Here is a 22,888-nt window from a genome sequence, read left to right on the forward strand (position 1 = left end):
GTCTGGGTGGAGGGGCGGCGCGGCTCCACATTTCTATGACCGCTTGGAGGAGTCCGTCTGAGCCAAGATGCTCGAGAGCCATTTCCCATAGCTGACCTTCCTGCGCCATATCCAAGCGAGCCCTAGTCATTACGGAGTTCTAACAAGGTGAGGGTCTTTCTTGATTGTGAGTTTACCAAGCTCTCAGCGGCTGCGAAGCTGATATCACTCGCACTGGTGGCTGACGATGGGCGCGAATTCTACGTGGAATTGCTCGATGCTTGGAAAGAAGAAGACTGCAGTGATTTCGTAAAGGAAATCGTGCTTCCGCAGCTGTGGGGTGGGAGCTACGCATTGCCTATTGTTGAAGCCAGGATATCGCTGCTCAGGTTTCTGACGTCGTTCAAAAAGGAGGTCGAGATCGTCACTGATGCCCCTCAGTACGATTGGGAGCTTTTTTGCGACCTGGTATATGAGGACGGACGATGGCCCAGAATCGTTCGCAATTTTCCTACCGATGCGACGACGCTTTCTCCGACTAGCGAGGGTGAAGAGCTGCCTCACCACGCCTTGCTCGACGCCAGGATTATTGCCGGCATGTTTGCTCAGTGATGCCAGGGTACTGTTGCGGATCGCTAACCTATACGACGGTGAAGTGACGTTTAAACCTCTAGTTCAGTCTAGGGGATTGTCGGGGGTACCCTTCATTGAGTGGAAATGGTGGTGAATCAGCGTGGGGGAAGCTCAGTGAAGCGAAGTCTGGGATAGATCCTCTGTTCAACCGCGCACTCGGAAATTTGCCAGAATGCCGAAAGGAGTGCCTCCTCTGAGGGACAGTGCCTGGTCATAACCTCGAACTCGTTGTAATCAAATGCCAACACACGAACACCTACATCATCCATGAAATCCAAGATCATGGCCCCGTACTCTTCATAGGTGTCGCTAAACAGCTCTTTTACCACCACGACTCCTACAAGGGGGCGTGCTGCAAGATCGATTTTGAGGGAAGTACCATCAACAAGCCGCAGCGCGGGATTTCCCTCACGCTCGATAGTTGAAACTGCGCCACGTAGCTGCGATAGGCCTCCTTTCAACTGACTCAGGGCCTTCTTACGCTTTCGTTCAAGCTTTGTCCCCATCATTTCAGCTGTGTTTGGGCTGTCCTTGGCCTGTAGTAAAAGCGTGACCTCCGTCCCCAAAACAACAGCATCGGTCAGCTCTTCCCCATCGGAGACTTTCACTGGCCCATGGATGATTTGCTCCGCCGAGTAAGCACGCTGGAGCAGATAGATGATATCCAGCTCCTGTAGGTGTCCTGGCTCCGGTCGCTCAAGGTGAGTATTTGAGAAACCTCTGGAACCCTGGAAGCCTTGGCGAGTGAGGTCGGTGATCAGGAAGTCGCTTGGAAATAGATCCTCCAAGAGCGTCAACGTTACTGCTCGGCTGTCGTCTTCCCTAGTCGTAAAGCTGAACCAGTGATCTGCCTGCTCCATCATGAGATGCCAGTGCTCCTTCCCCAAGGGATTGACACCCTTTGCATACTTTCGGAGCCCTTCAAGGCTAGCGTGCGCTGTACTGCTGAGAAGTTCGCGATTGTGTTCATCAAAAAAACAGACGCTAAAACGGTCAGGAAGACTTTTCAGGCCCTCTGTAAAAGGATCGCTACCCATCAGAGGTGTTTTAATAGTCAGCGGACTAATCGGATCATCAAAGCAGGCCGTCAACAGCGTCAGGCCTTGCGCCTCATCAGACTTGTATGGTGCAAGATAGAACTTCAGCTCGCGCTTCTCACGTGCGGCGAGGATAAATTCTTTGCCCGCTTTGACCACGAGCGCTGGGCCATCAGGGCCTTCTACAATCCAAAGACCACGACCGAGCGATGCAACGTCCTGAAGCACTTCGGGCTTCATGATGGTTAGGTACATTGGAGCCTCTGATGAAATTTAGCGTTGCCGCATGGGCTTAGAACAATTTATCCAAAGGTACGAATACTGAACCTGTCTCAGCAGCCGCCCGCACTTTGCGGTCGATTACATCCGCAAATGGTATGTGCTTGTCTAAAGCATCGTTGATATCTTTTCCCGAAATGCATATCAAGCTCTTGCCGCGCCCGAATGCCTCCAGCCCAACGTCAGTGAATCCGTAGTAACTGATAAAAACACCTCGTGTCCAAGCTGCCTTCTGGCTGATCTTGCCTTGAAAGATGTGCAGCTCCCCTGCACCAACAGGGTTCACTACCCACTTCGCCTCAACAAGGTAGATGTCACCTCGGCATTGGAAGCTTCCATCTATCTGTTCCCCCGTATTCCGAAATGGTGCGCGAGGTTGGAGGTTGGATGCCTCAAACAGCTGCTGGAGGAACGTCTCGAATGCGTAGCCTCGTGCTTGAGGAGCGAGCTTATGAATGTCCAACAGGGCCCTCTTCAACTGAGCCGCCTGATCAACATTTACCTGACGCACAGCTGCGAACGGATCGCCATTGATGACGTCGGCAGATGAGCCGGACTCCAAGCCTTGAATCAAAGTCAGGAAGCGCCCCTCGGCGTTAACCACAGGTTCATCTTTGCGTTGGTTGGCCAGCGCAGCCTGACGATATTGCCAGAGTGCTTTGAGCGCTCGCACGCAAGTCGGTGTATCGGCAAGCGTGAGGAAGCTCCGCAGGCGCCTAGCTTTGGATGTGCCATCCGCAGCGAACAGCGGATCATCAATATCGATCTCCAGCTCTCCGAGGAAGAACTGGGACATGGTGCGGTCTGAGAAGTCCAACACGTAACCCCCTTCCATCTCGAAAAGAAGGTCGATTAGCTTCATATCCAGTGGTTTGATCTTCGGCATGCCACACGTCCTTGGCTAAGCATAGGGAACCGAGCATACGATATCGCTGAAAGTGTCCGATAACTATCTGCTCCCGAGGAAGCGGTCAAAACCTCGGAGACCGGATTCAATGGCCAACGGTTAGGGAATCGAGCAGGCACCATGTGCTGGCGTCCGAAATGGCAAGCGGAGCGCCTAGGCCCAAGCAGGGCTGGAGACTTGAGGATGGAAGCCCGAAGGGGCCAAGTCCCGCAACAGCGGGATTGGTAAACGACAGCCATCCCCGAGGCGGGGCAAGCCCAAAACAACGACCTCAGAGCTACTGGAGGCGATCCGGCGTTGGCAGATACCTGTCTCCCGCTATGCGCATGAACTCACGCAAGCTACGCCGTCCGACGTCCCGCCTGAACGTCGCAATGACGTACTTCGAGTTGACCGTATTGATCACCCAAAAACTGCCTTCCTTCGTTACGGACTGAATGTCGGATGTCCGAATCAGCCGACCATCTGCAAATCGTTGGTACGGCCCAGGGCAAATGTGACCGAACACCACACCAACAGCACTGCACGCATGAATATGGACATTCACCAGGTAGGCCGTGACCAGCCCGTCGTAGTCTTGATTCACTGCTTTGGCGATGCGAAGAAGGTCGAAGTCCGAGTAGCGCTTTTCGTGTAAATCGACTGCGACGGTATTGATGTCGTCCATAGCTACAGAGCCTCCGACGCTGAGGCTACGCCGGTGGTTGCAGCGCTGCGCCGATATAGCTCCCTGACCCCAACCAAGGCATCGACATCGAGGTCGCGCTGATGGGTATTGACGTACACATCACCACTCTCGACGTGCAGAACACAGATCGGCACTTCTGCTTGGTTGAACCCCATGGAAAGCGATTTCAGCTTTTCCATCTTCCAGCCTGACCCTTTGTTCATCCATGCCGGGGTAACGACCTGGACATCTTGAATGACCATGCTCTCGTCTTGGGAGACCAGCAGCTCCACCAAGCGAGGCTCATCGTTCAGCATCTCTTCATAAGCTACGAACCGTCCCTCATGCCGGCGCTTGAGACTGACGTGATACCAATGAGTAACCAAGGATCGCGACATGGCGTGGAAGTGAGCGAGACCGTCCCCGAACATACCCACCGGGCCGGCCTGGTCTTGCATGCTAATCCTGAACATCGTGTATCTCGTGTTGAGCAGGCCCGCGAAGTGCGCCTGCGATTAACATAAGCCAAATATTGTCTTCAGCGAGGCAGTCATCTCGCGCCCTTTTCCCACGAGCACGTACACCGTGTTTCGCGTCTCGAACAGGCAAACACCGTCGAACGATTTACACAGGGTCGAGCGCACCCAGCCCCCTGGCGGAAACCGGCCATGACCGTCATGGATGACGCAGTGGGCATACATGAACATCGGCTCCAGACCAGTAGCTCGTACTTTCGCGAGCGACTCTGGGGATTCGTCGACGTGGAAGATGACCCAGTCCTCGACGGTGCAAAAAGGCTTACGACCGAAGCGCCCCGCGACCAATACTTCCACTTCTGCATGAGACAGCGACGTGCCAGCAGAGGAGATTTCCCCCTCCCGCAGCAGCTCGTGCTCAGAAGAATTAGTCATAAATTGATGATCCTATTGGCGACAAAGGAAATAGGGCTCTGCGCACGCACAGATCGCAAAGGTTGCGCATCTTTCGTCCCATCGCAATGACTATATACATTTGTGTGGAACTCATCAAACGGGGCATACCGTCTCCTTTTGTGGAGAGGTGCGCTGGATGTCTTTGCGGAAGGCATATGCGGCAACGCTACAGTGGCTGAGGGTTCGACATGGGTTGTCGCAAGCAGACCTCCAGCAACAGACTGATCAAGCACACATAAGCCGCTTGGAAGCATCGACGACATCGGCTACCGTCGATCTCAGTGCCGATTTAGCTAAAGCGCTAGGCCTAATGCCACTCTCCTTTCTCACACTGGTGGCCGCAGCCGATGAGGGCAAGACCGCGCGCTCAGTTCTGAATGACACAATGAAAGAACTCATGCAGCTCGGTGTTCTTGATGAGCAGCTACCTGCCGAACCCCAAAAGCTCACTACGCCCCAGAGGATCGCTGCCGCAGAAAGACTCAAAGCGGTGCGCGATCTCAAGGCGGCAGGCCTTTCTCAAGCGGAGGTTTGCCGGCAATTAGAACTGCCCAAGAGCACAGTTAACCGGCTGTGGTACGTTGGCGGTTGAGACTCAATTAGGCACCAAACCCTGCCCAGCATGGATCAGAGCCATTTTTCGATGTCAGTATCCAGCAAAAAGGACAATGTGACCTCAGCCTTGGATCACGCTTTCTCGCACAGTAGTCCACGCTAGAAAACCACTTACAGGTTGCCGGTAGTCCACCCAGACTCGTAAAGTTCTGAACCATGGACTGGCCAACGTGAGAAGACGATATGGATGAGGAATCGCCACCGATGCTCGACCCGGAGCTTGAGGCCATCCAGTGGCCGGCAGACTTCTCCGGCCAGCAGCTGTTTATCCAGGGTGAAGATTGGCAGTACAACGCGATGCTGAACTGGTCTCACTTTCGTGTCGATCTCTATGCTTTTGCATACAAAGATGCCGCTGACGGACTTGTGGAGGCGATGGCGAATCGTCAGGTGCCATTGGATAGCGGCATTTACCCTTTGCTTTTTCTATACCGCCACTCCTTGGAGCTGCAGTTCAAGCTGATGCTAAAGAGTGCTCGCGCTCTGACAGGCAAAGAGCCCAAGAACTACGACAAGCATCCGTTGATGCCTCTGTGGTCGGAGTTGCGTCATCTGCTCAAGGGCATCGGTCTAGAGCGCTCTGACGCCAATGCTACTGCTGTTCACGAGTTCATTCGCCAGTTGGACAACGTTGACCCAGACTCGATGGCGTTTCGGTATGCGACGACCAATAGTGGTAAAGACCATCTCCCAGACGTTACGCACATCAACATCCGGCACTTGCGCGAGGTGCTCAACAGCGTCTTCGTTTGGCTAAACGGCACATATAGCTGGATTGGGGAGATGGAGCAGGGAAAGCCTGGCGACTGATCACGCTAGGTGTGATGCCAGGCAGTTACCCTTCATGCTGATCATGCTTGCCGGGCAAGATCTTAGGCCAGAGATCACCGCCTATGGCTCCGACCTAATCTGTTTTAAATCGTTTGAAAAGTTTTTCGGGCGCCAGATACAACCTCCCGCGTGTCCGTGAGAAGGCAACATAGAGTTTGTTTTTTGTCTGTGGAGGGAGATCGGCAAGCGAGGATTTTTCGTAGACCTTCCAGTGAGTAGTACCCAGCACAACGCATACATCGTTGTAGTGATCCAGACCTTTACTGGCACCCCAGTTGTTAGACAGACACCCGTATTTATAATGTTCCTGGTAGAACAGCTTCACCACGTTGCCATCGGCGTGCACGGCGTTAGCATCGACTTGATTGGCCAGAGGAATGATTTCGGTTTCATACGTGTGCTGTGACTGCATATCAATCTGCAGATGTGCACGTATGAAATCACATACGGTGACGCCACACCTCCAGCTTCGACTCAGTGTCTCCTTGTCGACAGTCACACCCGCCTTTTGAAAAAGCTTTTCGTATTTCCCAATGTCAGCGTGTAGCGAGCTGTTCACGTTTCCATCACGACTGGTGTCGAACGTATGCTGATAGAAGTCACCTACAAATAGCATTTCAACCTTGGCTTTCGCTAATGCCATTAGCAGGTTGAAATCATGACCTGCTAGGTCTTGAACTTCGTCGACATAAAACTCATCGTAAAAGCGCTCCATTCGCGCCATCACGTCAGGAATTGCATTAACGGTCTCTAGGAGCTTTGCGAGGCGATTGTGGTAAACGCTGCCGCTTGTAGTAGCGTAATACGCCATATTGTCCCGTTTGAGCTTTAGCGTACGGGCGTGCGGAGCTCGAAAGCTGATTCCCCGCGTCTGCATATGCACTTGCAGCAGAGGGCGATAGCAGAAGCTATAAAGGAACGTGAAATAACTCAGCAGGTTGATGTTTTTCGGCACATGGCCAAACCGTTTGATGATGCTATCGCGCAAATGGCGATAGTTGTTCTCCGTGTAGGTGATTATCAGTGCGCGCTTTTCTAGGCTCAGACGCTTCACTAGCAAGGTGGTCTTCCCTGAACCTGCCACAGCGAACATCACTCGTTTATCCATTGGATTGCCTCCGCGATGTAGGCAGGAACGGTGAGCTCGCCTGGCTTTCCCTTGAGCAGCTCAAACGCGGCTTCTGCCTTGTTTGCCAGCATGTATTCCAAGGGGGAGAGGGTTTTTCGTCCTGGGCCGAAGACGGTCTTGCAGGTTTCCTCGTTGTCGTTGTGCAACCCTATTTCGAAGGTTGAACGGGCATTGTCTTTGTCGGCAAAGACTTTGGCATTATCCGAAGCGAAGTCGACGTAGTTTTCTACGCAGTTTTTCTGATAATCCTTGTCATTGTCTCGTATGGCTGCGACTCGAATTCCGAGCAGGTTAGCGAGTTCCATGTACCTTTTGAAGCTGGTGCCCCCAATAGAGATTATGTGGACGTCATCGACATGCGGTAGGCGCCCATTTGTACATTGCTTATAGAACTCTTCCACCAGGATGAATTCAGCATCACCTTCAACCAATATCACCTTCTTCGAGAGCGCGAACTCCAGGACGTTGTTATCCGGGGCCTTCATGAAGAATTCTGCGGTGTCAGGTGATAGGGCTTTAAGTGAGCCAGCAGCTGCATTCGGGCCGATCAAAAGGGCATGCCGAAGATCAAGCCTTGAGCAGATATGGCTGCTGTGGGTTGCAATGAAAAGCTGGGTGCTCTCGTTCTCCGCTAGCTTGGCGACAAGTGCTTTCATGGAGGAATGGCTGAGGTGGTTCTCAGGCTCCTCCAAGAGCATTACATCCAAGCCGCCTTGCTTGTGCTTGCTCAGCGCAAATTCAGTCTTGATGAAGCACTGCCTTCCTTTGCCGTGGTTCTCAAGCGGAATATTGTCTTCCGTGATGATTAGGTCAGTTTCCAGGTTCGACCGGACGCTACTCCGTACGTCAAACTGATACGCGGGTAGGTCAGCGTTGAGGGCTGCGAGATGTTGTCCTGTAAAAGCCTGCTTGCCTTGGCGATACAGGTTTTCAAGCTTATAGCGGTCTTCAACGGGGGCGTTGAAAGCGTACACAGCTCGGGTGTATTCACGAGATGCGTGGTCGCCATCAATACGTGAACCGTCTAGCATCATGTGTTTGATGGGTCGGTTGAAAGCTGCATAAGGCCTGCAGGCGAACGTTTCAAACCGCACCGCGTAATATTCGAACGGGAAGTTCGGTTGATCATCAGCCAAGATGGCTTGCACCGCTTCGCCATACTCGGCCATCACCGCAAGGATCATGCGCACGCCGTCAGTCTGGCGCTGGTGGGAGTTGTTGGTTCCATACAGGCCTTCGTCGTCACCTTCCTCTAGGAAAACGTCGACTATCAGCTCAGGTAGTTTTTCTAGGGTCTTCTCCCCTGCGAGGAAGGTGTTCACCGAATCCTTGTTGAGCAGTGCTTCTGCCCCCAGAGCTTCAATGCGGTTGCGACTCCCGCCAAGCGCGAGGTCTAGAGCGAGCAAAATGCTGCTTTTCCCCGCTTCATTGTTGCCAATCAGGACGTTCTTCCCGCTCTCAAAATCGAGCGTGAGTGATTTGAATTTTTTGAAATTCTGAATTACCACTTTCCTTATGGTGTGCATGTCTAGCCCTGAGCTGGAGAATCAAAAATAAGGGTGAACAACCTGAGGTGTTAGTCACAGTTCCATGAGCCGAAGCCTGACCGTCTGCAGCGAAAATTATCTTCACCAGATGGGCTCGGCTACCAGATTCTTATACCTCAAATGCGCTGGATGCTGTTTTCTCCATCTACCTGTCGTTGATGTTCTATTTCTAGAGTCAACGCTGCCTTCACCACAAGACAGGTGGATACTTCATCAGGCCTCAGGCTATGCGCCTTTGAGATCCGCTCACCTGTGTGGCCTGCTGACTGAGAATAAAAGAAAGCTCGGGTGCCCCTTCATGGAGAAACAAGGCCGCAACTGCGGCCTTGTTCTATTCAGGGGGTCACTCGTGTGAGTGTCCGTGTTCAGCGGACTCGGAGGTCTCTCCTTTCTCACCACCGCCGCATGCCGTCATCAGGCCGAGGAAGCAGATCAGGAGCATCGAACGAAACAGAGTGGTTGGGGTTTTCATGGAAGGACTCGTCAAAAGTTGATAAATGGCCTGGGGGCAGGCTGAACGGTGAATTTTCGGCAGTAGGACAGCCATCGCTGTTTTGAATTACTGTTTGACGTTCAAGTAATCGCCGTTAGTTTTGAGTGCGATGGTCACGTCGTTGTTGCTGCGATTACGCCAAAACCAACCATGGGTGCCGTCAAAAATGGCGGTAAATTCACCCTTGTCACTTTTGACCTGCTTGCCCTTGCTGTAGCTGTGGAAGTACCCCTTCTCACCGTTGTAGGGTTCGCCATGGGTATCGAAGTTCACAGGCCCACCAACCGCAGTCCATTCGTAGCTAACAGACTTGCCCTTCAAGACTTCGAGCTTTATTTCCGTCCCTTCACCTGGCTTGAGCGTGACGCTCATTTGATTAGTCTTCAAAGCTGAAGTGGGTGTGGACGCCGGCTGAGCAACAGGTTTCGCAATAGGCTGGACTTGCGCAACCTGCGGAGTCGGGGCTGGGGCTGGGGCTGGAGCAGCCGCTTGCGGTGGTGCGGCATCCGCCAAAGCTTCCTGAGCAAGGATGATTTTCAATTCGCCCATTTGGGTCAGTCCCAGTGCTCGGCCCACACCCGTTGGATCGACGGCATGTTCCGAAGGCATAACCACTGTCACCAGCAGGCCGACCGCAGTCAGCAGGGCAATCACAGTGGAGCGCACCAGCTTGCGAGTGCTTGGCAATTCATTAACAGTTGGAAGCGGAGTATTGAACATGGTCAGAATTCCTTACGCGGAGACAAACAGGCCGGTGATCTGGTAACCGATCAGGAGGAAACCGGCACTCATCATGGCAACGTTGGCGGTATAGGCGTGGCGCCAGAAACTGCCGGTGCGCCGCCAATACCCCATCAGAATGAGAATCGCGCTGAGAGCCAGCAGCTGGCCGATCTCAACACCAACGTTGAAGGCGATCAGGTTCGGAATTAGGCCATCAGGTGAGATCTCGTACTCCTGGATCTTCGTCGCCAGACCAAAACCGTGGAGCAAGCCGAAGATCAACGTGGCCACTTTAGTGTTGGGTTGGAAACCGAACCAGCGCTGGAACGCGCCCAAGTTATCGAGCGCCTTGTACACCACCGAGAAACCGATGATGGCGTCGATGATGTACGAGCTAATGCTGACCTCGGTTAGCACGCCAAGCAGCAGGGTGACAGAGTGGCCCACGGCGAATAGCGTGACGTAAAGCCCAACATCCTTCAGGCGGTAGAGGAAGAAGATCACCCCGAACAAAAACAGCAGGTGGTCGTACCCGGTCATCATGTGCTTGGCGCCCATGTAGATGAAGGGCACCAACATGACGCCGGAGCTTTCCTGAATGAAGCCCTTGTCGCCTTCCGCAACAGCGTGAGCCATCGCCTCGGGCATTCCGAGGAAAAGTGCAGCGACGAATAAAAACAACAGCAATAGGGGGCGGTGCGAAGGCGTAATAAACGCGCCAGCGCCGCTCATCAAGTACGAATGCATAGATCAATCCTACGTTGCAGAGATCGAAGGCCGCAGTGCGGCCAAGGTCAAGATGCGAACGAAGGACGGGGTGGACGCTCGATCAAAAATATCGGCGGGAGGGGAACAGAGTGTCGAATCGCATCGACCCGGATGGATAGCATTGGGGATGTCGCCAGCATCAACGCCGCTGTGAGTTGCGGTGTTTCGTGCTGGTGATCAGGGGTCAATGGCGAATGGTAGTGATCTGAAAGACTCGAATAGCTTGATGAAGCCTCTTCGCCGTGGGAGTGATGGGCGTCTTGCGTGATCTCCCAGGCTGGCTGTTTCGACGCCACTGATAACGAATAGGTATGCCCGGCCCAAGCCACCAACATGGCGAGAGCAAGCGCGATTACCACCGTAGTTGTCAGTGTTCTGCTGAACATGGCGTTAGGGTTTCAACTCGGTTTATAGGGCTTTTACGCGTTTGACCGGATCCCCCTAGGGGGGATAGGATGCCAGCGTAATTCATTGAGGCCTGAGGCTCAAGTCATGAGTGAGCACGAACACGAACACAGCCATCCCCACACCCACCAAAGTCATGAGGCGATCATCAAACGTCTCAAACGGGCGGATGGGCATTTACGCGGCATCATCACCATGATCGAAGAGGGTCGTGAGTGCGTTGACATTGCCCAGCAGCTGCATGCGGTTGAAAAAGCAGTGTGCCAAGCCAAACGTACGCTCATCCAGGATCACATCGATCACTGCCTGGAGGACACCGTTTCGGCGCTAGGCAATGGCGAACGCGCACCACTGGAAGCCTTCAAGCAAATCACCAAGTACCTCTAGGTCAGACATGCCCAATTTCGCTGAACTGCTGCAACAAGGCGGGGCTCACGCCTGGCTGTATTTCCCGAGCGCGATCCTGCTCGGCGCCTTGCATGGCCTGGAGCCGGGACATTCCAAAACCATGATGGCGGCCTTCATCGTGGCCATCCGTGGCTCGGTCAAACAGGCTGTTTTGTTAGGCTTGGCCGCGACGTTGTCGCATACCGCAGTGGTGTGGTTGGTCGCCATCGGCGGCATGTACCTGGGCAAAGGCCTGGATGCGCAAACCACTGAGCCGTACTTCCAGCTTGCCTCTTCTGCACTGATTATCGTGATTGCGCTATGGATGCTCTGGCGTACTTGGCGCGGCGAGCAGATGTTCAAGTTCGAGCAAGGTGATGATCATCACCATGGCGAGCACGACCATGGTCACCATGATGAGACCCATCGAATCGATACCGGCCATGGCCGCATCGAGCTGTCGATCTTCGAGGAAGGCATGCCACCGCACTGGCGCCTGAAGACACTGACCGGGCACGCTTGGGCTGCCTCAGATGTTCGCCTGATGACTACTCGTCCGGACGGTAGCAGCCAATCGTTCTCTTTCGTTGAGCGCGACGGCGTCCTGGAGTCGACGGTCGATATTCCGGAACCACATGAGTTCAGTGCTCGCTTGAGTCTTGGGCATGCAGGTCACTCCCATGATTACGATCTCCAGTACCAGGAACACGATCACGGGCATGCTCATTCCGAATTGGAAGGCTTAGAGTTGTCGATTGATGGCTACCAAGATGCGCATGAACGTGCGCATGCCAACGATATCCGCAAGCGCTTCACCAATCGCGAGGTCACCACGGGCCAGATCGTTATGTTCGGCCTGACTGGCGGTCTGATTCCTTGTCCGGCAGCCATTACCGTTCTGTTGTTATGTCTTCAGGTTAAAGAAGTCGCGCTGGGAGGCATGCTTGTCCTGTGTTTCAGCATCGGATTGGCGCTCACCTTGGTCACTGTAGGTGCTGCGGCGGCAATTGGTGCTAAGCAGGCCTCCAACCGTTGGCCTTGGCTGGGCACCGTGGCTCGTCGTGCTCCGTACCTGTCCAGCGTACTGATCATTGGTGTTGGTCTATACGTGGGCTTCCATGGCTGGATCGGCCTGAACGCTTGAGGCAAGTCTTTCGTGTTTGAACTCACGAGCTACATTGGTCTGTTCGTGGCGGCACTCGGTGCCGCCACGTTATTGCCAATGCAGTCTGAAGCCGTGCTGGTCGGGATGTTGCTCTCCGACCGGTACGTTGTTTCTACGCTATTGGCGGTCGCGACTGTTGGCAACGTGCTTGGCTCCGCACTGAACTGGCTTCTGGGCCGTTCCGTTGAGCGATTCCGCCACAAGCGCTGGTTCCCCGTGAGTGAGAGCAAGTTAGAAAAAGCCCAGCAGTCCTATCTGCGCTACGGGCGCTGGTCACTGTTGTTGAGCTGGGTGCCCATCATTGGCGACCCGCTGACAGTCGTCGCCGGAGTCATGCGCGAGCCCCTCTGGAGTTTCCTGCTGATTGTCACCCTGGCCAAGGGCGTGCGTTATCTCGTGCTGACCGCCGTTACGCTGGGGTGGGCATGACGATACCCACTGTCCCGCTTTCCCCACTCAAGAGCCGAAGCAGTAGCTTGGATCTGATCAAGTGGCTAGCGATGCTGACCATGGTTATCGATCACTTGCGGTTGGTGTGGCCGGAGATTAGCAACCTGTTCATTCCGGGAAGACTTTCCTTTCCGTTGTTCTGTGTCGCCATTGCGGCCAACGTGGCGCGCTCCAAATAGGGCGAGTTGTTGACGGCGGCGAATGGTCGATACCTTGCCTTGATGCTGGTGTTCGCCGCCATTTCAGAAGTGCCTTATCGCTACATCAGCACCTCGGGATCATTCAACGTGTTGGTGACGCTGGCATTGGGACTGGTGATTGCCTGGGGATGGCAACATCGCACCCTGTTGAGCAGCGCTATGGCGTTGATGGCCTCCGCAATTGCCTACGTGCTGGATGATCCACTGATGTACGGCTTCTACGGTGCACTTGTTCCAGCGGCTGTTTTAATGGCAATTAAAGGCCCCGGTGTTCTTTGGCTGCTGCCTGCGGCTCTATGCTTGATGAGCAATACGCGAAGTAGCATCGTAACCAGGGCGCTGGACTTGGAAGTCTATTCATTGGTGGCGTTGAGCACCGCGTTCGCGGCGCCGCTGATCGGACTCTGGCTACTGCGTCAGACCTTCACCTTCAAGGTCTGGCCGGTGCGGCAATGGGGATACTGGTTCTATCCGGGCCACCTTGCCGCTTTGCAAGCGTTAAGGTTGCTGGTCTGAATACCGGTCACCAGCTTTAGCAAGTCCTAGGAACTCACGATCATCTGTTGGGCCATCGGCGATGCTGATCATCGATCACATATGGATGTTCGTGATCCACACCGTCCTGGCCGTCGATGTGTGCGTGATCGCCCGGCAGATTCTCATGGGTGTGTTTGATCGACTCCTGATCATGAGCTGGGCGCCAGATCACGATGCTGACCAGTAGTGCACTGCCTGCCACCACGGCGAGGCCAACAAACGACGCCGTGAGGCTGATGTTGGCTCCCAGCCATCCCGCCAGTGGATAAGTAATCAACCAGCAAGCATGGGACAGCGCAAATTGGGCGGCAAACAACGCCGGGCGATCTTCGGCATGTGCCGAGCGACGCAACAGGCGACCGCTCGGAGTCTGGGCCAGCGAATAGCCCACCCCGAGCACCATCCACAGCGGCAGCAGGAAGTTGTAGGTGGTCAGGTTGATGCCGACGGCCAAGCCTACGACCAGTATTCCTCCGCCAAACAACATGGCCGTTCGGTCTTTGATGTTTTTCAGCAGGCGAGGCAAGACCAGGGCCGAGATCATGGAACCACCACCAAACGCAGCCAGCGCCAATGCCGTTGAGCTTTGAGGCAGAGCGAAGCGCGACTGAACCATCACCACGGTATTGACGATGACCATGGCACTGGCAGCCGCTACCGTCAGGTTGAGAGCCAGCAGCCCTCGCAGGCGGGGCGTCGCTAGGAATATGCGCATGCCACGAGTAGTTCGTTCATAGATGCTGCGTCGTGGTACTTGCTTCGCCTTTGGCAACAACACCGTGGCGACTAGGGCGGCAGAAGCGAGGAAGCCGATGACCGTGCCGGCGAAAAGGCTGTGGAAGCTGATCACCGTCAGGAGCGCGGCAGCGAGCATCGGGCTCGCGACACTTTCGAGATCGTAAGCCAGACGCGATAGCGACAAGGCACGGGTGTAGTCGTCTTCATCCGGCAGGATGTCTGGAATGGTCGCTTGGAACGTTGGAGTGAACGCTGCCGATGCGGACTGAAGGACGAAAATCAGCACGTAGATTTGCCAAACCTCGGTCACAAACGGGAGAGCAAGCGCGACCAGCGCCCGCACCAGATCCAGCGAGACCAGCATGGCTCTGCGAGGCAGGCGCTCTGCAAAAGCCGCTGCAATGGGCGCTACGCCAATATAGGCCGTCATTTTTATAGCCAACGCCGTGCCGAGAACGGCACCTGCTTGGGCGCCTGCTAGATCGAACGCCAGTAAACCGAGCGCGACGGTGGCAAGGCCAGTCCCTAAGAGTGCAATCACCTGAGCCAGGAAAAGATGGCGATAGGTTCGGTTGGCTAGGATTTTCAGCATGAGAAATCTCAAAAGGAAGCGCGTACGACTATCTGGTTACTGAGATTTCCCGAAGATAAAAGAACTACGAGTTTCTCGTTTTCAGATGAATTCATATCCCCCCTAGGGGGATATGAATTCATCCTAAACCAGAGCCAGAAGTAGCTCAAGAAATAAGCATTCGACCTTTGATCGAGTCTCCGGAGAAGTAGCTTGCTCAGTGAAGGCACTTAGCCATACGCTGCCGGGCGTGAGACCTCTCACGGATATAAAATATGAGCAAGGAGCAAGCCCTGATGAAACTGTCCGCCATTTTGATCGCCGCTTTACTTTCGATTACGTCCGTTGCTGCCTTCGCACACAGCGGCGGTACTGATTCAAAAGGTTGCCATCGCAACCATAAAACCAACGACTACCACTGCCATTAAATGGCCAAAGCCCAGCGTCAGGCTGGGCTTTGGTGTGAGCTGGTCACTTCAGATCTCTGGGTGTCTGACGGACGCTGTTTAATCCGCTCGTGATCGCTAGCGCAACAGATGTACTGCCAGACCAGCGAGCGCACAGGCCATCAGTACCTGAATGACGCCGCGCTTGAAGCGGAACAATGCTATTGCGGCTGCGATGGCGATCAATGCAGAGGGCCAGTCGAGGTTACCGCTGAAGCCTTTCGGCCAAAGCACGTGATACCCGAAGAAGCACGCCAGATTGAGGATCACCCCAACTACGGCGGCGGTGATGGCGGTAAGCGGTGCAGTGAACTTGAGTTCGTTGTGGGTCGACTCAACCAGAGGGCCACCCGCAAGGATGAACAGGAACGAAGGTAAGAAGGTGAACCAGGTCACCAGGGCAGCTGCGACAGCTCCGGCCAGAAACACCTGATCAGCCCCGAACACTTGCGAGACATAGGCCCCGACGAAGCCGACGAAAGCCACCACCATGATCAGCGGCCCTGGCGTGGTTTCCCCCAGCGCAAGGCCGTCGATCATCTGTGTCGGGGTTAGCCAGCCATAGTGACCGACTGCGCCTTGATAGACATACGGCAGTACGGCATAAGCCCCGCCGAAGGTCAGCAATGCAGCTTTGGTAAAGAACCAGCTCATCTGGGTCAGGGTTCCTTCCCACCCAAAGAGCGCGGTCAAAACACCCATCGGCAAAGCCCATAGCACGGCACTAATCAGTGCGAGTGAGGCCAATTTCAACCAGCTGAACCGAGCATGTTCGGGGGACGGCGTGTCGTCATCGATTAAGGCCGGGCCGAAGGATTTTTTGGCGGCGCTATGGCCACCGGCTCTGAATTTTTCGGGTGCCATTCGCCCCCCGAAATAGCCAATCAACGCTGCCCCTAAGACGATCAGCGGGAACGGAACATTGAATGCAAAGATGGCGGCAAATGAAGCCGCTGCTATCGCCCACAGCCAATTATTCTTCAGTGCCCGAGAGCCGATTCTATGCGCCGCCTGCACCACGATGGCCGTCACGGCGGGCTTGATGCCGTAGAAAAGTCCGGCTACCACGGGTACTTCGCCGAACGCGATGTACATCCACGACAGCGCGATCAGGATGAATAGTGAGGGCAGTACAAACAGCGCGCCGGCGATCACGCCTCCCCACGTTCGATGCATCAGCCAACCAATGTAAGTCGCCAATTGCTGAGCCTCGGGCCCTGGCAACAACATGCAGTAATTGAGGGCATGTAGAAATCTGCGTTCTGAAATCCAGCGTCGCCGCTCCACCAACTCCTGATGCATGATCGAGATCTGGCCCGCAGGCCCGCCGAAGCTAATGAAACCGAGCTTCAACCAGAACCAGAACGCCTCACGCAGACTAATCTGTTCAGGCCTCAACGGATTCGCTTCAACCTCTGGTGCCATAACTTTACTCATTGGGTTGCTCCTCTTTCACAAACCCGGCGAGCAGGCCGTCGAAGATGGCGCTCGCGGCAGCCAGAAGTTGGTCGTCGTCGGAAATGGTCTCTCGCAGCCCAGCAAGCACCCGCTCAATCCCGGCAGCCTCCACCGGCTGAATACCGCCAACATCGAGGTAATGCACAAGGGCAGCAATGCGACCTAGACCTTGTATCTGGATTTGAAAACTGGCCTGTAGGGTTTCAAAGGTGACGCGGTTACCAACATGGCTGAAGGTTGCGTCATCAAAATCAAACCCCAAGGCGTTGACTGGGCAGTCCTGTGGAGTGTTCAGCCAGACGATCTGAGCTTGCGGGTCGATGAAGCGGCGGATCAACCAGGCACAGGCGAGCCGGTCGACCCAGGGACGTTTACGCGTTGCCCAGATACGGCCCTGATAATCGCTGAGATTGAGTACCGATATCGGTTGATTACTGCTGTGCGGCTCATCCGGCGACAGGGCTCTACTGACTGCCGTCTCTAACTCCTGTAGAGCCGCATCAATCTGGTGCTTTGGTTCACCTGGGAAGTAATCGATGCTCGCTATCTGATCGTAGGCTTTGCGCAGCTTGCGGATTTGTTTGGTCGTCGCCAGCGCATTTTCAGCATTCAACTGCTCACGGCAGCCTTCGATCTCTCCACCAAGTTTGGTGTAGTCATCCTTGCGGTCGAAAAACTCGATAAAGCGCTCACCGTTGGGATCAACTACAGGCAGGAGGTAGGCGGTGCCATTGATGGCCAATATGTCTCGTTCGACAGAAGTCAGAGCTTCGCGGCAAGCGCTGGTATCAGGGAGCAGGTAAACACCGTCACGGAGTACAGCGGCACCTGAAGCTTTCAAGGCACGCCAGGCTCGCATGCGCTCGGTGGCGTTGGCGGTGGGTAAGCCAAGGATCAATGCGAGCCAATTTTTCATGTAGGAATATCTACTCGATATGTAGTAATCGCTACGCTACTCCTTGCTGCAAGGCTTGGGAAGCGGTGCTCAACAAAAGCAGTTGTTCAGAGGGCATTCGGAAGAAGGAACAGACACGCAGACTTGCGGTGGTCATTGCGAGCGAAGCCAAGCTTCCATTTTTTGCAACCTTCCTCTACGTAAAAGCACCGGTTTCCCTAAATCCAACATCACCAACAATCCCTGCCTTTCGCATGTTGAAGGGAACCAATCAGCGATTTCGACGTTGCAGCGTTTGGCGTCACCTACCGCCCACTTAATAATCATGTCTGCTGCGGCACGGTAGTGATCCGCCATGAACAGCCTTTTGCCGTCTTCTGACCAGCCTCTCATCGCAAGCTCGTCGGTTACGTCGATGAGTCCAGCGTCTCCAAAGAAATCGGTCGTATCTGGATAATGAATACCTGCCAAGGACACCTTGGCCACGCCGGATTTTCGGTCGAAGTAAGACAGGAAATGCCATCCTCCCGTTGTACTACCTGGATCTGGAAAATTGATCGCAGCTTTGCCAGTGATGTAGTGCGTGCGGGAAACGCGTTTGAGATCAAAATCGAAAAGCGGCTGGTTCATGGGAGTGTTTTGAGCCGGGCCAGCCCCTGTTTGATATGACCAGCGTTCTCACCAATTGTGTAAAGCGCACCACGGACGTTGTCGCCGACTTCCGCATGTCCCTGGGCTTCCACCTGGAGGGTCAGCTCCATGAGCGCAGCCTCAAGGGCCAGCTGGTTTTGGTACATCCTTTCCAGTACATCTGATAGGGAATACTCACCCTGCATTTGGCTCACCTCCATGTTGGGAGCAACAGCATAGCAATAGGCTTAAACGTGTAGGCGCTTTTCCAAACTGGCCTACAGCTCATCACCATTGAACTAATCATCATGCGCATGTCCCTAATGTCGTGCTGATAGCCGCCCGATTAGCGCGGTTCGGAGCTCCCCACTCTCACGCAAAGGTTTGATGAATCATGAAGAGCGAACAAGTTGAAGGTGTAGCAGAAAAGCTGGCCGGCAAGGCGCAGAGCACGGTCGGGAAACTAATTGGTGATTCGAAGATGGAAGCTGAAGGTGCGGGACATCAAGCGGCTGGTCAGCTGACTAAAACCTATGGCGATACACTGAATAGCGTATCCACGTTCGTTAAAGAAAAACCAGTCGCCGCCCTCGCGATTGGTGCTGCAGCGTTGATCTTGATAAATCGCATTTTTCGTCGTTGAACGTGGAGGAGGTGTCTCCAGCCAGGTGACACCTCTCGCTAAAGTCCTGCCCTCTTCGCACTCCCGCTACAGTTTTCTGCCAGGAGAGTGCGAGGGTAATAAACCTGCAGCCTCTTTTGCCTCGAGTAGCCTTTGCTCAGCGTACATAGCCGGATCATCGTCTGGCAGCGGGTAGCCTGCAGCCGATAGGGCCTGGGCCCGCTCCTCAATCAGCACGCGCTCGGGAACGCGAAACGCTTGGTAGGATCTGCCTGGTACGCGTTGAGTTACGCCAACTCGCAACTCCTCAGGACTTACTCTCCAGCCGGCATCGTCTGGGTGCTTGGTAAGCTTGTAACCAGAGCAGTTAGGCACGTGGTGAGTGATCTCGTACTCTCGCCATACGGCCATAGCTTGACCGTCAATCTTCTGTGGCCTGCACTCAATCAGCCAAGCCACCGCATTGATGAGTTGCCCATGTGAAAACACGGCGATGTCCTGGGCAGGATGCTCTGCAAGTCTATCTAAGAAAGACTGACCTCTAGATATAAAGTCCAAGAATGACTCGGCGCCTTCACCATCCGTGAACGCTGGGTCTGACTTGGCCCAGTATCCCTCCACCCAAGCTCGTCTCTGGGCAACGGTCGTGTTGATACACCGTGCAGGTTCAAGGTAGGTGAACTCGTGAATGGGCCATATTTCAAACGGCACTGAAGGGAAAGCAGCCACTGTCTGCATTGCAGTTGCTTGCGCTCGGGAGAACGGCGAGGCAACGATCAGATCTGGGGCTTGAGCGAATGACCCTGCCACTTGGCGCGCTTGCTCGACCCCCTTTGGGGTAAGAGGGATGCTCGCGTGATCAAGGCTGGGTTGGCCTGCGTTGGCCGCGCTTTCTCCATGGCGGATCAGCCTGACGTGCTTCACCGATCAAATATCCCCACTATTTCAGCCATCCGAACCTGCTCTCTACGTTATGGGCAACACCACAAGTGCCTACCCTTGCCCAAGGATACACCGCAGCCATGAGCACGAAACACATCACGTAGAAAAAGAGGGGTCGCGATAACCTGGAGGTTTATGTATTCCAATATTTTTGGACTGTGCTTCTGGCAATGCCAAGCTTTTCAGCGATTGTTTTCCTGTCGAAACCTTGCGCTTTCAGGGCTCGAACGTAATCTGCATAAAGCGGCTGCTTAGGCTTTCCCTGGGAGCGCTTGATGAGCTTTCCATCACTGAATTGCTCCTCTACCAACTGCCACCCTCCGGACATCTCGAATTCCCTGATTCGCAAGGCAGTACGTTGCAGGGCTTGCGAAGGGAGCTCGTCACCCTGAGCCGCAATGGCGAGAGTAACCATAGTCAAAAGGTCGAGGCCTAGATAGTCAGCGATCTCGTCCAGTTTCTCCAACGTCGCGTTCGCTCGGGCCTGCTCAAGCTTCCCCACGTACGTTCTGTGCGTTGCCCCCGCCAACTCTTCGTAACTCAACCCCTGATGAGCACGAGCTCCACGCAATGCTCCTGCCAGCGCTTCTTTCAGATGCATGAGTCGGATCCTCAAAACTGAGGATAGAGCCACGGCAAGCGTGTTTCGATAAACAGATCATAGTGATATTATCGTGACATATGGTTTGCCAAGCAGTCGTTTGATCATAGCGGCGACGTCTGGATTGGTGATGGATTGGTCATCAGAGCAGCACCTAAGACACGGCCAGGGACGTCTCGATGGGAGACGCGCTCATCAAGTCCGGCGTTTATGGCCAGCGTGAGCCCGCCTGCAATAGTCACTGAGCGACGTCTTGGCAAGAACCAGATCCACTTTTTTGAGCGATGGCAGGGATAGTGAGTGATGAAGTTCGATTGCGTGAAAGTTTCAGGAAAAGTTGACTACGTTCGATCTGTTGATCGAATGAACGGCGGACATAAAGCTAAAGTCAGCATTGATGGTGCAGTTATCCCGAATTTGCAAGTATCGAATAAGCTTTACGAAGAGTTAGAAGTCGGCGAAAACGTAACTTTGTATGGACTTTTCAAAAGAAGTAATGACAAGGAAAAAAACACAGGCATCTTGTACGGCCTAGCGAAGCAAAACGGCGAGAAATCATTTGCAACCCAGTATAGATATCAAGTCCCGCTTTTCCTGACGGTCACTGCGACCATCGCATTTTGCTTAACTTTCGTCGCCGGCTGGATAGCTTCGATATTCCCAGTGCTTTTCTTGTTTGGAGAAAATTCGGATTATATGTATACCACTACGGTATTTGCAGTAATTGAGTCGAGCTTGGTTGCCGCATTTTTCCTGTGGAGGGCATGGGCGATGTTCAACGCTACATCTGATCCTGAAGCTTGGGAAACTACCGAAGCCGCAGCGCTATCGAGTCGCTTTAGTAAGCTCCACAAGTAATTGTCCTGTGCGTAGGGCACGCTAACACCCGCCCCGGCTTCAGGATCGCTGCGCCAGACTTTCCTTTGGCTGCGAGTATCGGGCAAGCGGAGCGCGCAGGCGTGTGGGATGGACGCCCGTAGGGACGAGACGTGGCTTGCCACGGCTCGGTTCACGCCAGCCATCCGCCGAAGGCGGCACGCCATAACCACCGCCCTGCTTTGTGAAAAGGAGGCTTAAATGACCTGCGATTTACTCCGCGAGCGTGAGAGAACTAGGCGAAGGTTTCTGTGGGCGCTTGCCACCTTCCACCCTGGTGATATCAGTGCATCCGGCCTCCTTGCGATCCTCGATGATCTCGATGACCAAGAGCAAAACGACGCCCCCTGTAGCGATCAGCCACTCGAACTCGTTGAGGTTCGTAATTCTGTCTCGGTAATGCGTCATAACTCTGGAATCGACATCATTTTGGAGCAGACTATCCCGCAGCCTTGGAGGGAGCGCTTCGTTCAGGCAAGCGTAGGCTCGACCAGGCTGGCAGAAGGGTTCTACGCCTGCGACTGGTATAAATTCCTGGATTGCTGGGAAACAGAGATGCAACACTTCGAGGCACACACAGCTGCCTGCAGTAAGCCCAAGCTGGATTGAAGCAGACGGAGACTAGACATGGAGCGAGGCGGCGATGACACCGTGTATTGCGATATCCAAATGCCTGTGGCTCAAGGGCGGGAGCTATTGGAATTAGTGAGTGCACTACGAGAATCGAAAGCTCATCCACGTCTCGACAGAGTCTTCGAGCACATGCAGTACGAACTCAGCACGTCCATCGATATCGTGGATAACCCGCCAACTTGGGGGCCTTGGCGTCAGTGATGACGCTTAGTGGAGCCATCAGAGCTCTGCATCCCATGCATCCATCGCCTCGCTCAAAGTCGAGTACCACTGAAGATCACCGAGCCGTAGGGCATTTGCAACTTGCCTGTTGGTATTGCCGTCGACCCAAGGCGGGAGACTCTCTTGGCCATTTGAGAAGAGACTAGCCGTCGCCACAGCGTAACAGCCGGTATTCGTAGACTGGAGGCACACATAGCGCACAGCAGCGCCACTATGGAGCCGACGCCAAGTCACCACTTCCCTACAGTCTAATGCGCTCACTGGAGCCTCTACGGCGGGACTCTCTTCCTGTTCCACCTGGACATGTACCGCTGCTTTGAATGGCCCGCCAGGCGCACCAGGTTTGTGGACGAGATGCTTGAGCTGCTCACGTGAGGCGATGATCTGGTCGCGAATCTCTTCCGGGTCGATAGACATTCCACCCCGGTCAGTAACCGAGAGGGTCTTCAAGGAGTTCGCCGCCAGGATGAACTCGCGTTCACGCGCCTTCTCCCGCTCGGGGCGTCGGTCGGGACTAATGACGTTCCAAAGGCTTGTAAGCAGCTTCAAGGACATACTCCTACCTAAGGT

Annotated in this window: 27 protein-coding genes and 2 pseudogenes; 12 read left to right on the forward strand and 17 right to left on the reverse strand. The window is 54.4% G+C overall.

Features of this window, described 5'->3' with window-relative positions:
• Window positions 1-147 precede the first annotated feature (147 nt).
• On the forward strand, window positions 148-591 hold the full coding sequence (locus QMX91_RS01235) for a 3'-5' exoribonuclease (RefSeq protein ID WP_017337056.1): 444 nt from the start codon (window positions 148-150) through the stop codon (window positions 589-591).
• A 116-nt stretch (window positions 592-707) separates the two neighbouring features.
• On the opposite strand, the gene QMX91_RS01240 is transcribed toward QMX91_RS01235, so the two are convergent.
• The 5 genes from QMX91_RS01240 to QMX91_RS01260 form a co-directional block, all read right to left on the reverse strand.
• Complete coding sequence (locus tag QMX91_RS01240) at window positions 708-1,904, reverse strand: hypothetical protein (protein WP_238588319.1); 1,197 nt, start codon at window positions 1,902-1,904, stop codon at window positions 708-710.
• 37 nt (window positions 1,905-1,941) lie between these two features.
• Window positions 1,942-2,814 (reverse strand): restriction endonuclease, encoded by an 873-nt coding sequence (locus QMX91_RS01245; RefSeq protein ID WP_017337053.1) that lies wholly within the window; start codon window positions 2,812-2,814, stop codon window positions 1,942-1,944.
• Between the two features lie 298 nt (window positions 2,815-3,112).
• Window positions 3,113-3,502 carry a hypothetical protein gene (locus QMX91_RS01250; protein ID WP_017337052.1) on the reverse strand — a complete coding sequence of 130 codons (390 nt, stop codon included), beginning with the start codon at window positions 3,500-3,502 and terminating at the stop codon, window positions 3,113-3,115.
• Between the two features lie 2 nt (window positions 3,503-3,504).
• Window positions 3,505-3,975, reverse strand: a complete 471-nt coding sequence (locus tag QMX91_RS01255) for a hypothetical protein (RefSeq protein ID WP_017337051.1) — start codon at window positions 3,973-3,975, stop codon at window positions 3,505-3,507.
• 42 nt (window positions 3,976-4,017) lie between these two features.
• Window positions 4,018-4,413 (reverse strand): hypothetical protein, encoded by a 396-nt coding sequence (locus tag QMX91_RS01260; protein ID WP_017337050.1) that lies wholly within the window; start codon window positions 4,411-4,413, stop codon window positions 4,018-4,020.
• A 157-nt stretch (window positions 4,414-4,570) separates the two neighbouring features.
• Here QMX91_RS01260 and QMX91_RS01265 point away from each other — a divergent pair, with 157 nt between their 5' ends.
• Window positions 4,571-5,026 (forward strand): helix-turn-helix transcriptional regulator, encoded by a 456-nt coding sequence (locus QMX91_RS01265; RefSeq protein ID WP_017337049.1) that lies wholly within the window; start codon window positions 4,571-4,573, stop codon window positions 5,024-5,026.
• A 206-nt stretch (window positions 5,027-5,232) separates the two neighbouring features.
• Complete coding sequence (locus QMX91_RS01270) at window positions 5,233-5,859, forward strand: hypothetical protein (protein WP_131672254.1); 627 nt, start codon at window positions 5,233-5,235, stop codon at window positions 5,857-5,859.
• A 94-nt stretch (window positions 5,860-5,953) separates the two neighbouring features.
• On the opposite strand, the gene QMX91_RS01275 is transcribed toward QMX91_RS01270, so the two are convergent.
• The 4 genes from QMX91_RS01275 to QMX91_RS01290 all read right to left on the reverse strand — a co-directional run bounded on the left by QMX91_RS01275 (window position 5,954) and on the right by QMX91_RS01290 (window position 10,519).
• The gene (locus tag QMX91_RS01275) at window positions 5,954-6,988 is read right to left on the reverse strand and encodes an AAA family ATPase (protein WP_031318513.1); all 1,035 of its coding nucleotides are present in this window, start codon (window positions 6,986-6,988) and stop codon (window positions 5,954-5,956) included.
• Complete coding sequence (locus QMX91_RS01280) at window positions 6,973-8,535, reverse strand: AAA family ATPase (protein WP_131672253.1); 1,563 nt, start codon at window positions 8,533-8,535, stop codon at window positions 6,973-6,975. The genes QMX91_RS01275 and QMX91_RS01280 overlap by 16 nt, the downstream gene beginning before the upstream one ends.
• Before the next feature lie 580 nt (window positions 8,536-9,115).
• Window positions 9,116-9,769, reverse strand: a complete 654-nt coding sequence (locus QMX91_RS01285) for a hypothetical protein (protein ID WP_060765778.1) — start codon at window positions 9,767-9,769, stop codon at window positions 9,116-9,118.
• A 12-nt stretch (window positions 9,770-9,781) separates the two neighbouring features.
• Window positions 9,782-10,519 carry a HupE/UreJ family protein gene (locus QMX91_RS01290; RefSeq protein ID WP_060765779.1) on the reverse strand — a complete coding sequence of 246 codons (738 nt, stop codon included), beginning with the start codon at window positions 10,517-10,519 and terminating at the stop codon, window positions 9,782-9,784.
• Window positions 10,520-11,032: 513 nt separating this feature from the next.
• Between QMX91_RS01290 and QMX91_RS01295 the strand changes: the two genes are divergently transcribed.
• From QMX91_RS01295 to QMX91_RS01310, 4 genes and pseudogenes are all read left to right on the forward strand, one after another.
• On the forward strand, window positions 11,033-11,332 hold the full coding sequence (locus tag QMX91_RS01295) for a metal-sensing transcriptional repressor (protein WP_032894820.1): 300 nt from the start codon (window positions 11,033-11,035) through the stop codon (window positions 11,330-11,332).
• A gap of 7 nt (window positions 11,333-11,339) precedes the next feature.
• Window positions 11,340-12,476, forward strand: a complete 1,137-nt coding sequence (locus QMX91_RS01300) for a nickel/cobalt efflux protein RcnA (protein ID WP_131672251.1) — start codon at window positions 11,340-11,342, stop codon at window positions 12,474-12,476.
• Window positions 12,477-12,488: 12 nt separating this feature from the next.
• The gene (locus QMX91_RS01305) at window positions 12,489-12,926 is read left to right on the forward strand and encodes a YqaA family protein (protein WP_060765781.1); all 438 of its coding nucleotides are present in this window, start codon (window positions 12,489-12,491) and stop codon (window positions 12,924-12,926) included.
• Window positions 12,923-13,663 (forward strand): annotated as a pseudogene (locus tag QMX91_RS01310) (TraX family protein). The gene QMX91_RS01305 and the pseudogene QMX91_RS01310 overlap by 4 nt, the downstream one beginning before the upstream one ends.
• Window positions 13,664-13,703: 40 nt before the next feature.
• On the opposite strand, the gene QMX91_RS01315 reads toward QMX91_RS01310, so the two are convergent.
• Window positions 13,704-15,014, reverse strand: a complete 1,311-nt coding sequence (locus QMX91_RS01315; protein ID WP_158879137.1) for an MFS transporter — start codon at window positions 15,012-15,014, stop codon at window positions 13,704-13,706.
• A gap of 254 nt (window positions 15,015-15,268) precedes the next feature.
• Between QMX91_RS01315 and QMX91_RS01320 the strand changes: the two genes are divergently transcribed.
• A complete protein-coding gene (locus QMX91_RS01320) occupies window positions 15,269-15,421 on the forward strand; it encodes a YHYH domain-containing protein (protein WP_223656464.1) in 153 nt (50 codons plus the stop codon).
• A 96-nt stretch (window positions 15,422-15,517) separates the two neighbouring features.
• Here QMX91_RS01320 and chrA read toward each other — a convergent pair whose 3' ends face one another.
• The 4 genes from chrA to QMX91_RS01340 form a co-directional block, all read right to left on the reverse strand.
• The gene (chrA, locus tag QMX91_RS01325) at window positions 15,518-16,876 is read right to left on the reverse strand and encodes a chromate efflux transporter (RefSeq protein WP_032894815.1); all 1,359 of its coding nucleotides are present in this window, start codon (window positions 16,874-16,876) and stop codon (window positions 15,518-15,520) included.
• Window positions 16,869-17,813, reverse strand: a complete 945-nt coding sequence (locus tag QMX91_RS01330) for a chromate resistance protein ChrB domain-containing protein (RefSeq protein WP_032894813.1) — start codon at window positions 17,811-17,813, stop codon at window positions 16,869-16,871. The genes chrA and QMX91_RS01330 overlap by 8 nt, the downstream gene beginning before the upstream one ends.
• A gap of 132 nt (window positions 17,814-17,945) precedes the next feature.
• A complete protein-coding gene (locus QMX91_RS01335) occupies window positions 17,946-18,422 on the reverse strand; it encodes a hypothetical protein (RefSeq protein WP_032894812.1) in 477 nt (158 codons plus the stop codon).
• Window positions 18,419-18,628, reverse strand: a complete 210-nt coding sequence (locus QMX91_RS01340; RefSeq protein WP_032894810.1) for a hypothetical protein — start codon at window positions 18,626-18,628, stop codon at window positions 18,419-18,421. Before QMX91_RS01340 ends, QMX91_RS01335 begins: the two co-directional genes overlap by 4 nt.
• Before the next feature lie 188 nt (window positions 18,629-18,816).
• On the opposite strand from QMX91_RS01340, the gene QMX91_RS01345 reads away from it, so the two are divergent.
• Window positions 18,817-19,065, forward strand: coding sequence for a CsbD family protein (locus tag QMX91_RS01345; RefSeq protein ID WP_032894809.1), 249 nt, complete (start codon window positions 18,817-18,819; stop codon window positions 19,063-19,065).
• A gap of 294 nt (window positions 19,066-19,359) precedes the next feature.
• Here the strand turns inward: QMX91_RS01345 and QMX91_RS01350 are convergent.
• Together QMX91_RS01350 and QMX91_RS01355 are read right to left on the reverse strand one after the other, a co-directional pair.
• Window positions 19,360-19,968 (reverse strand): annotated as a pseudogene (locus tag QMX91_RS01350) (histidine phosphatase family protein); the annotation flags it as partial.
• A gap of 151 nt (window positions 19,969-20,119) precedes the next feature.
• Window positions 20,120-20,587, reverse strand: a complete 468-nt coding sequence (locus QMX91_RS01355; RefSeq protein ID WP_032894808.1) for a transcriptional regulator — start codon at window positions 20,585-20,587, stop codon at window positions 20,120-20,122.
• Window positions 20,588-20,890: 303 nt separating this feature from the next.
• Between QMX91_RS01355 and QMX91_RS01360 the strand changes: the two genes are divergently transcribed.
• From QMX91_RS01360 to QMX91_RS01370, 3 genes are all read left to right on the forward strand, one after another.
• Window positions 20,891-21,445: a hypothetical protein gene (locus tag QMX91_RS01360; protein ID WP_032894807.1), complete on the forward strand. Its 555-nt coding sequence runs from the start codon at window positions 20,891-20,893 to the stop codon at window positions 21,443-21,445.
• Window positions 21,446-21,664: 219 nt separating this feature from the next.
• On the forward strand, window positions 21,665-22,072 hold the full coding sequence (locus tag QMX91_RS01365) for a hypothetical protein (RefSeq protein WP_096143044.1): 408 nt from the start codon (window positions 21,665-21,667) through the stop codon (window positions 22,070-22,072).
• A gap of 18 nt (window positions 22,073-22,090) precedes the next feature.
• Window positions 22,091-22,297, forward strand: a complete 207-nt coding sequence (locus QMX91_RS01370; protein WP_096143045.1) for a hypothetical protein — start codon at window positions 22,091-22,093, stop codon at window positions 22,295-22,297.
• Between the two features lie 18 nt (window positions 22,298-22,315).
• On the opposite strand, the gene QMX91_RS01375 is transcribed toward QMX91_RS01370, so the two are convergent.
• Window positions 22,316-22,873 (reverse strand): hypothetical protein, encoded by a 558-nt coding sequence (locus QMX91_RS01375; protein WP_096143046.1) that lies wholly within the window; start codon window positions 22,871-22,873, stop codon window positions 22,316-22,318.
• Between the last annotated feature and the right edge of the window lie 15 nt (window positions 22,874-22,888).

It is taken from the genome of Pseudomonas sp. PS01299 (genome assembly GCF_029960145.1).
In the GTDB taxonomy this organism is placed as follows: domain Bacteria; phylum Pseudomonadota; class Gammaproteobacteria; order Pseudomonadales; family Pseudomonadaceae; genus Aquipseudomonas; species Aquipseudomonas putida_A.

Bases quoted from the DNA above. Each gene is read 5' to 3' on its own strand.
- QMX91_RS01345 (WP_032894809.1), top strand. From the start codon at position 18,817: ATGAAGAGCGAACAAGTTGAAGGTGTAGCAGAAAAGCTGGCCGGCAAG.
- QMX91_RS01355 (WP_032894808.1), bottom strand. From the start codon at position 20,587: ATGCATCTGAAAGAAGCGCTGGCAGGAGCATTGCGTGGAGCTCGTGCT.
- QMX91_RS01315 (WP_158879137.1), bottom strand. From the start codon at position 15,014: ATGCTGAAAATCCTAGCCAACCGAACCTATCGCCATCTTTTCCTGGCT.
- QMX91_RS01275 (WP_031318513.1), bottom strand. From the start codon at position 6,988: ATGGATAAACGAGTGATGTTCGCTGTGGCAGGTTCAGGGAAGACCACC.
- QMX91_RS01300 (WP_131672251.1), top strand. From the start codon at position 11,340: ATGCCCAATTTCGCTGAACTGCTGCAACAAGGCGGGGCTCACGCCTGG.
- QMX91_RS01340 (WP_032894810.1), bottom strand. From the start codon at position 18,628: ATGCAGGGTGAGTATTCCCTATCAGATGTACTGGAAAGGATGTACCAA.
- QMX91_RS01270 (WP_131672254.1), top strand. From the start codon at position 5,233: ATGGATGAGGAATCGCCACCGATGCTCGACCCGGAGCTTGAGGCCATC.
- QMX91_RS01360 (WP_032894807.1), top strand. From the start codon at position 20,891: ATGAAGTTCGATTGCGTGAAAGTTTCAGGAAAAGTTGACTACGTTCGA.
- QMX91_RS01320 (WP_223656464.1), top strand. From the start codon at position 15,269: ATGAGCAAGGAGCAAGCCCTGATGAAACTGTCCGCCATTTTGATCGCC.
- QMX91_RS01285 (WP_060765778.1), bottom strand. From the start codon at position 9,769: ATGTTCAATACTCCGCTTCCAACTGTTAATGAATTGCCAAGCACTCGC.
- QMX91_RS01375 (WP_096143046.1), bottom strand. From the start codon at position 22,873: ATGTCCTTGAAGCTGCTTACAAGCCTTTGGAACGTCATTAGTCCCGAC.
- QMX91_RS01280 (WP_131672253.1), bottom strand. From the start codon at position 8,535: ATGCACACCATAAGGAAAGTGGTAATTCAGAATTTCAAAAAATTCAAA.
- QMX91_RS01370 (WP_096143045.1), top strand. From the start codon at position 22,091: ATGGAGCGAGGCGGCGATGACACCGTGTATTGCGATATCCAAATGCCT.
- QMX91_RS01255 (WP_017337051.1), bottom strand. From the start codon at position 3,975: ATGTTCAGGATTAGCATGCAAGACCAGGCCGGCCCGGTGGGTATGTTC.
- QMX91_RS01335 (WP_032894812.1), bottom strand. From the start codon at position 18,422: ATGAACCAGCCGCTTTTCGATTTTGATCTCAAACGCGTTTCCCGCACG.
- QMX91_RS01365 (WP_096143044.1), top strand. From the start codon at position 21,665: ATGACCTGCGATTTACTCCGCGAGCGTGAGAGAACTAGGCGAAGGTTT.
- QMX91_RS01245 (WP_017337053.1), bottom strand. From the start codon at position 2,814: ATGCCGAAGATCAAACCACTGGATATGAAGCTAATCGACCTTCTTTTC.
- QMX91_RS01330 (WP_032894813.1), bottom strand. From the start codon at position 17,813: ATGAAAAATTGGCTCGCATTGATCCTTGGCTTACCCACCGCCAACGCC.
- QMX91_RS01240 (WP_238588319.1), bottom strand. From the start codon at position 1,904: ATGTACCTAACCATCATGAAGCCCGAAGTGCTTCAGGACGTTGCATCG.
- chrA (WP_032894815.1), bottom strand. From the start codon at position 16,876: ATGAGTAAAGTTATGGCACCAGAGGTTGAAGCGAATCCGTTGAGGCCT.
- QMX91_RS01265 (WP_017337049.1), top strand. From the start codon at position 4,571: ATGTCTTTGCGGAAGGCATATGCGGCAACGCTACAGTGGCTGAGGGTT.
- QMX91_RS01295 (WP_032894820.1), top strand. From the start codon at position 11,033: ATGAGTGAGCACGAACACGAACACAGCCATCCCCACACCCACCAAAGT.
- QMX91_RS01260 (WP_017337050.1), bottom strand. From the start codon at position 4,413: ATGACTAATTCTTCTGAGCACGAGCTGCTGCGGGAGGGGGAAATCTCC.
- QMX91_RS01250 (WP_017337052.1), bottom strand. From the start codon at position 3,502: ATGGACGACATCAATACCGTCGCAGTCGATTTACACGAAAAGCGCTAC.
- QMX91_RS01290 (WP_060765779.1), bottom strand. From the start codon at position 10,519: ATGCATTCGTACTTGATGAGCGGCGCTGGCGCGTTTATTACGCCTTCG.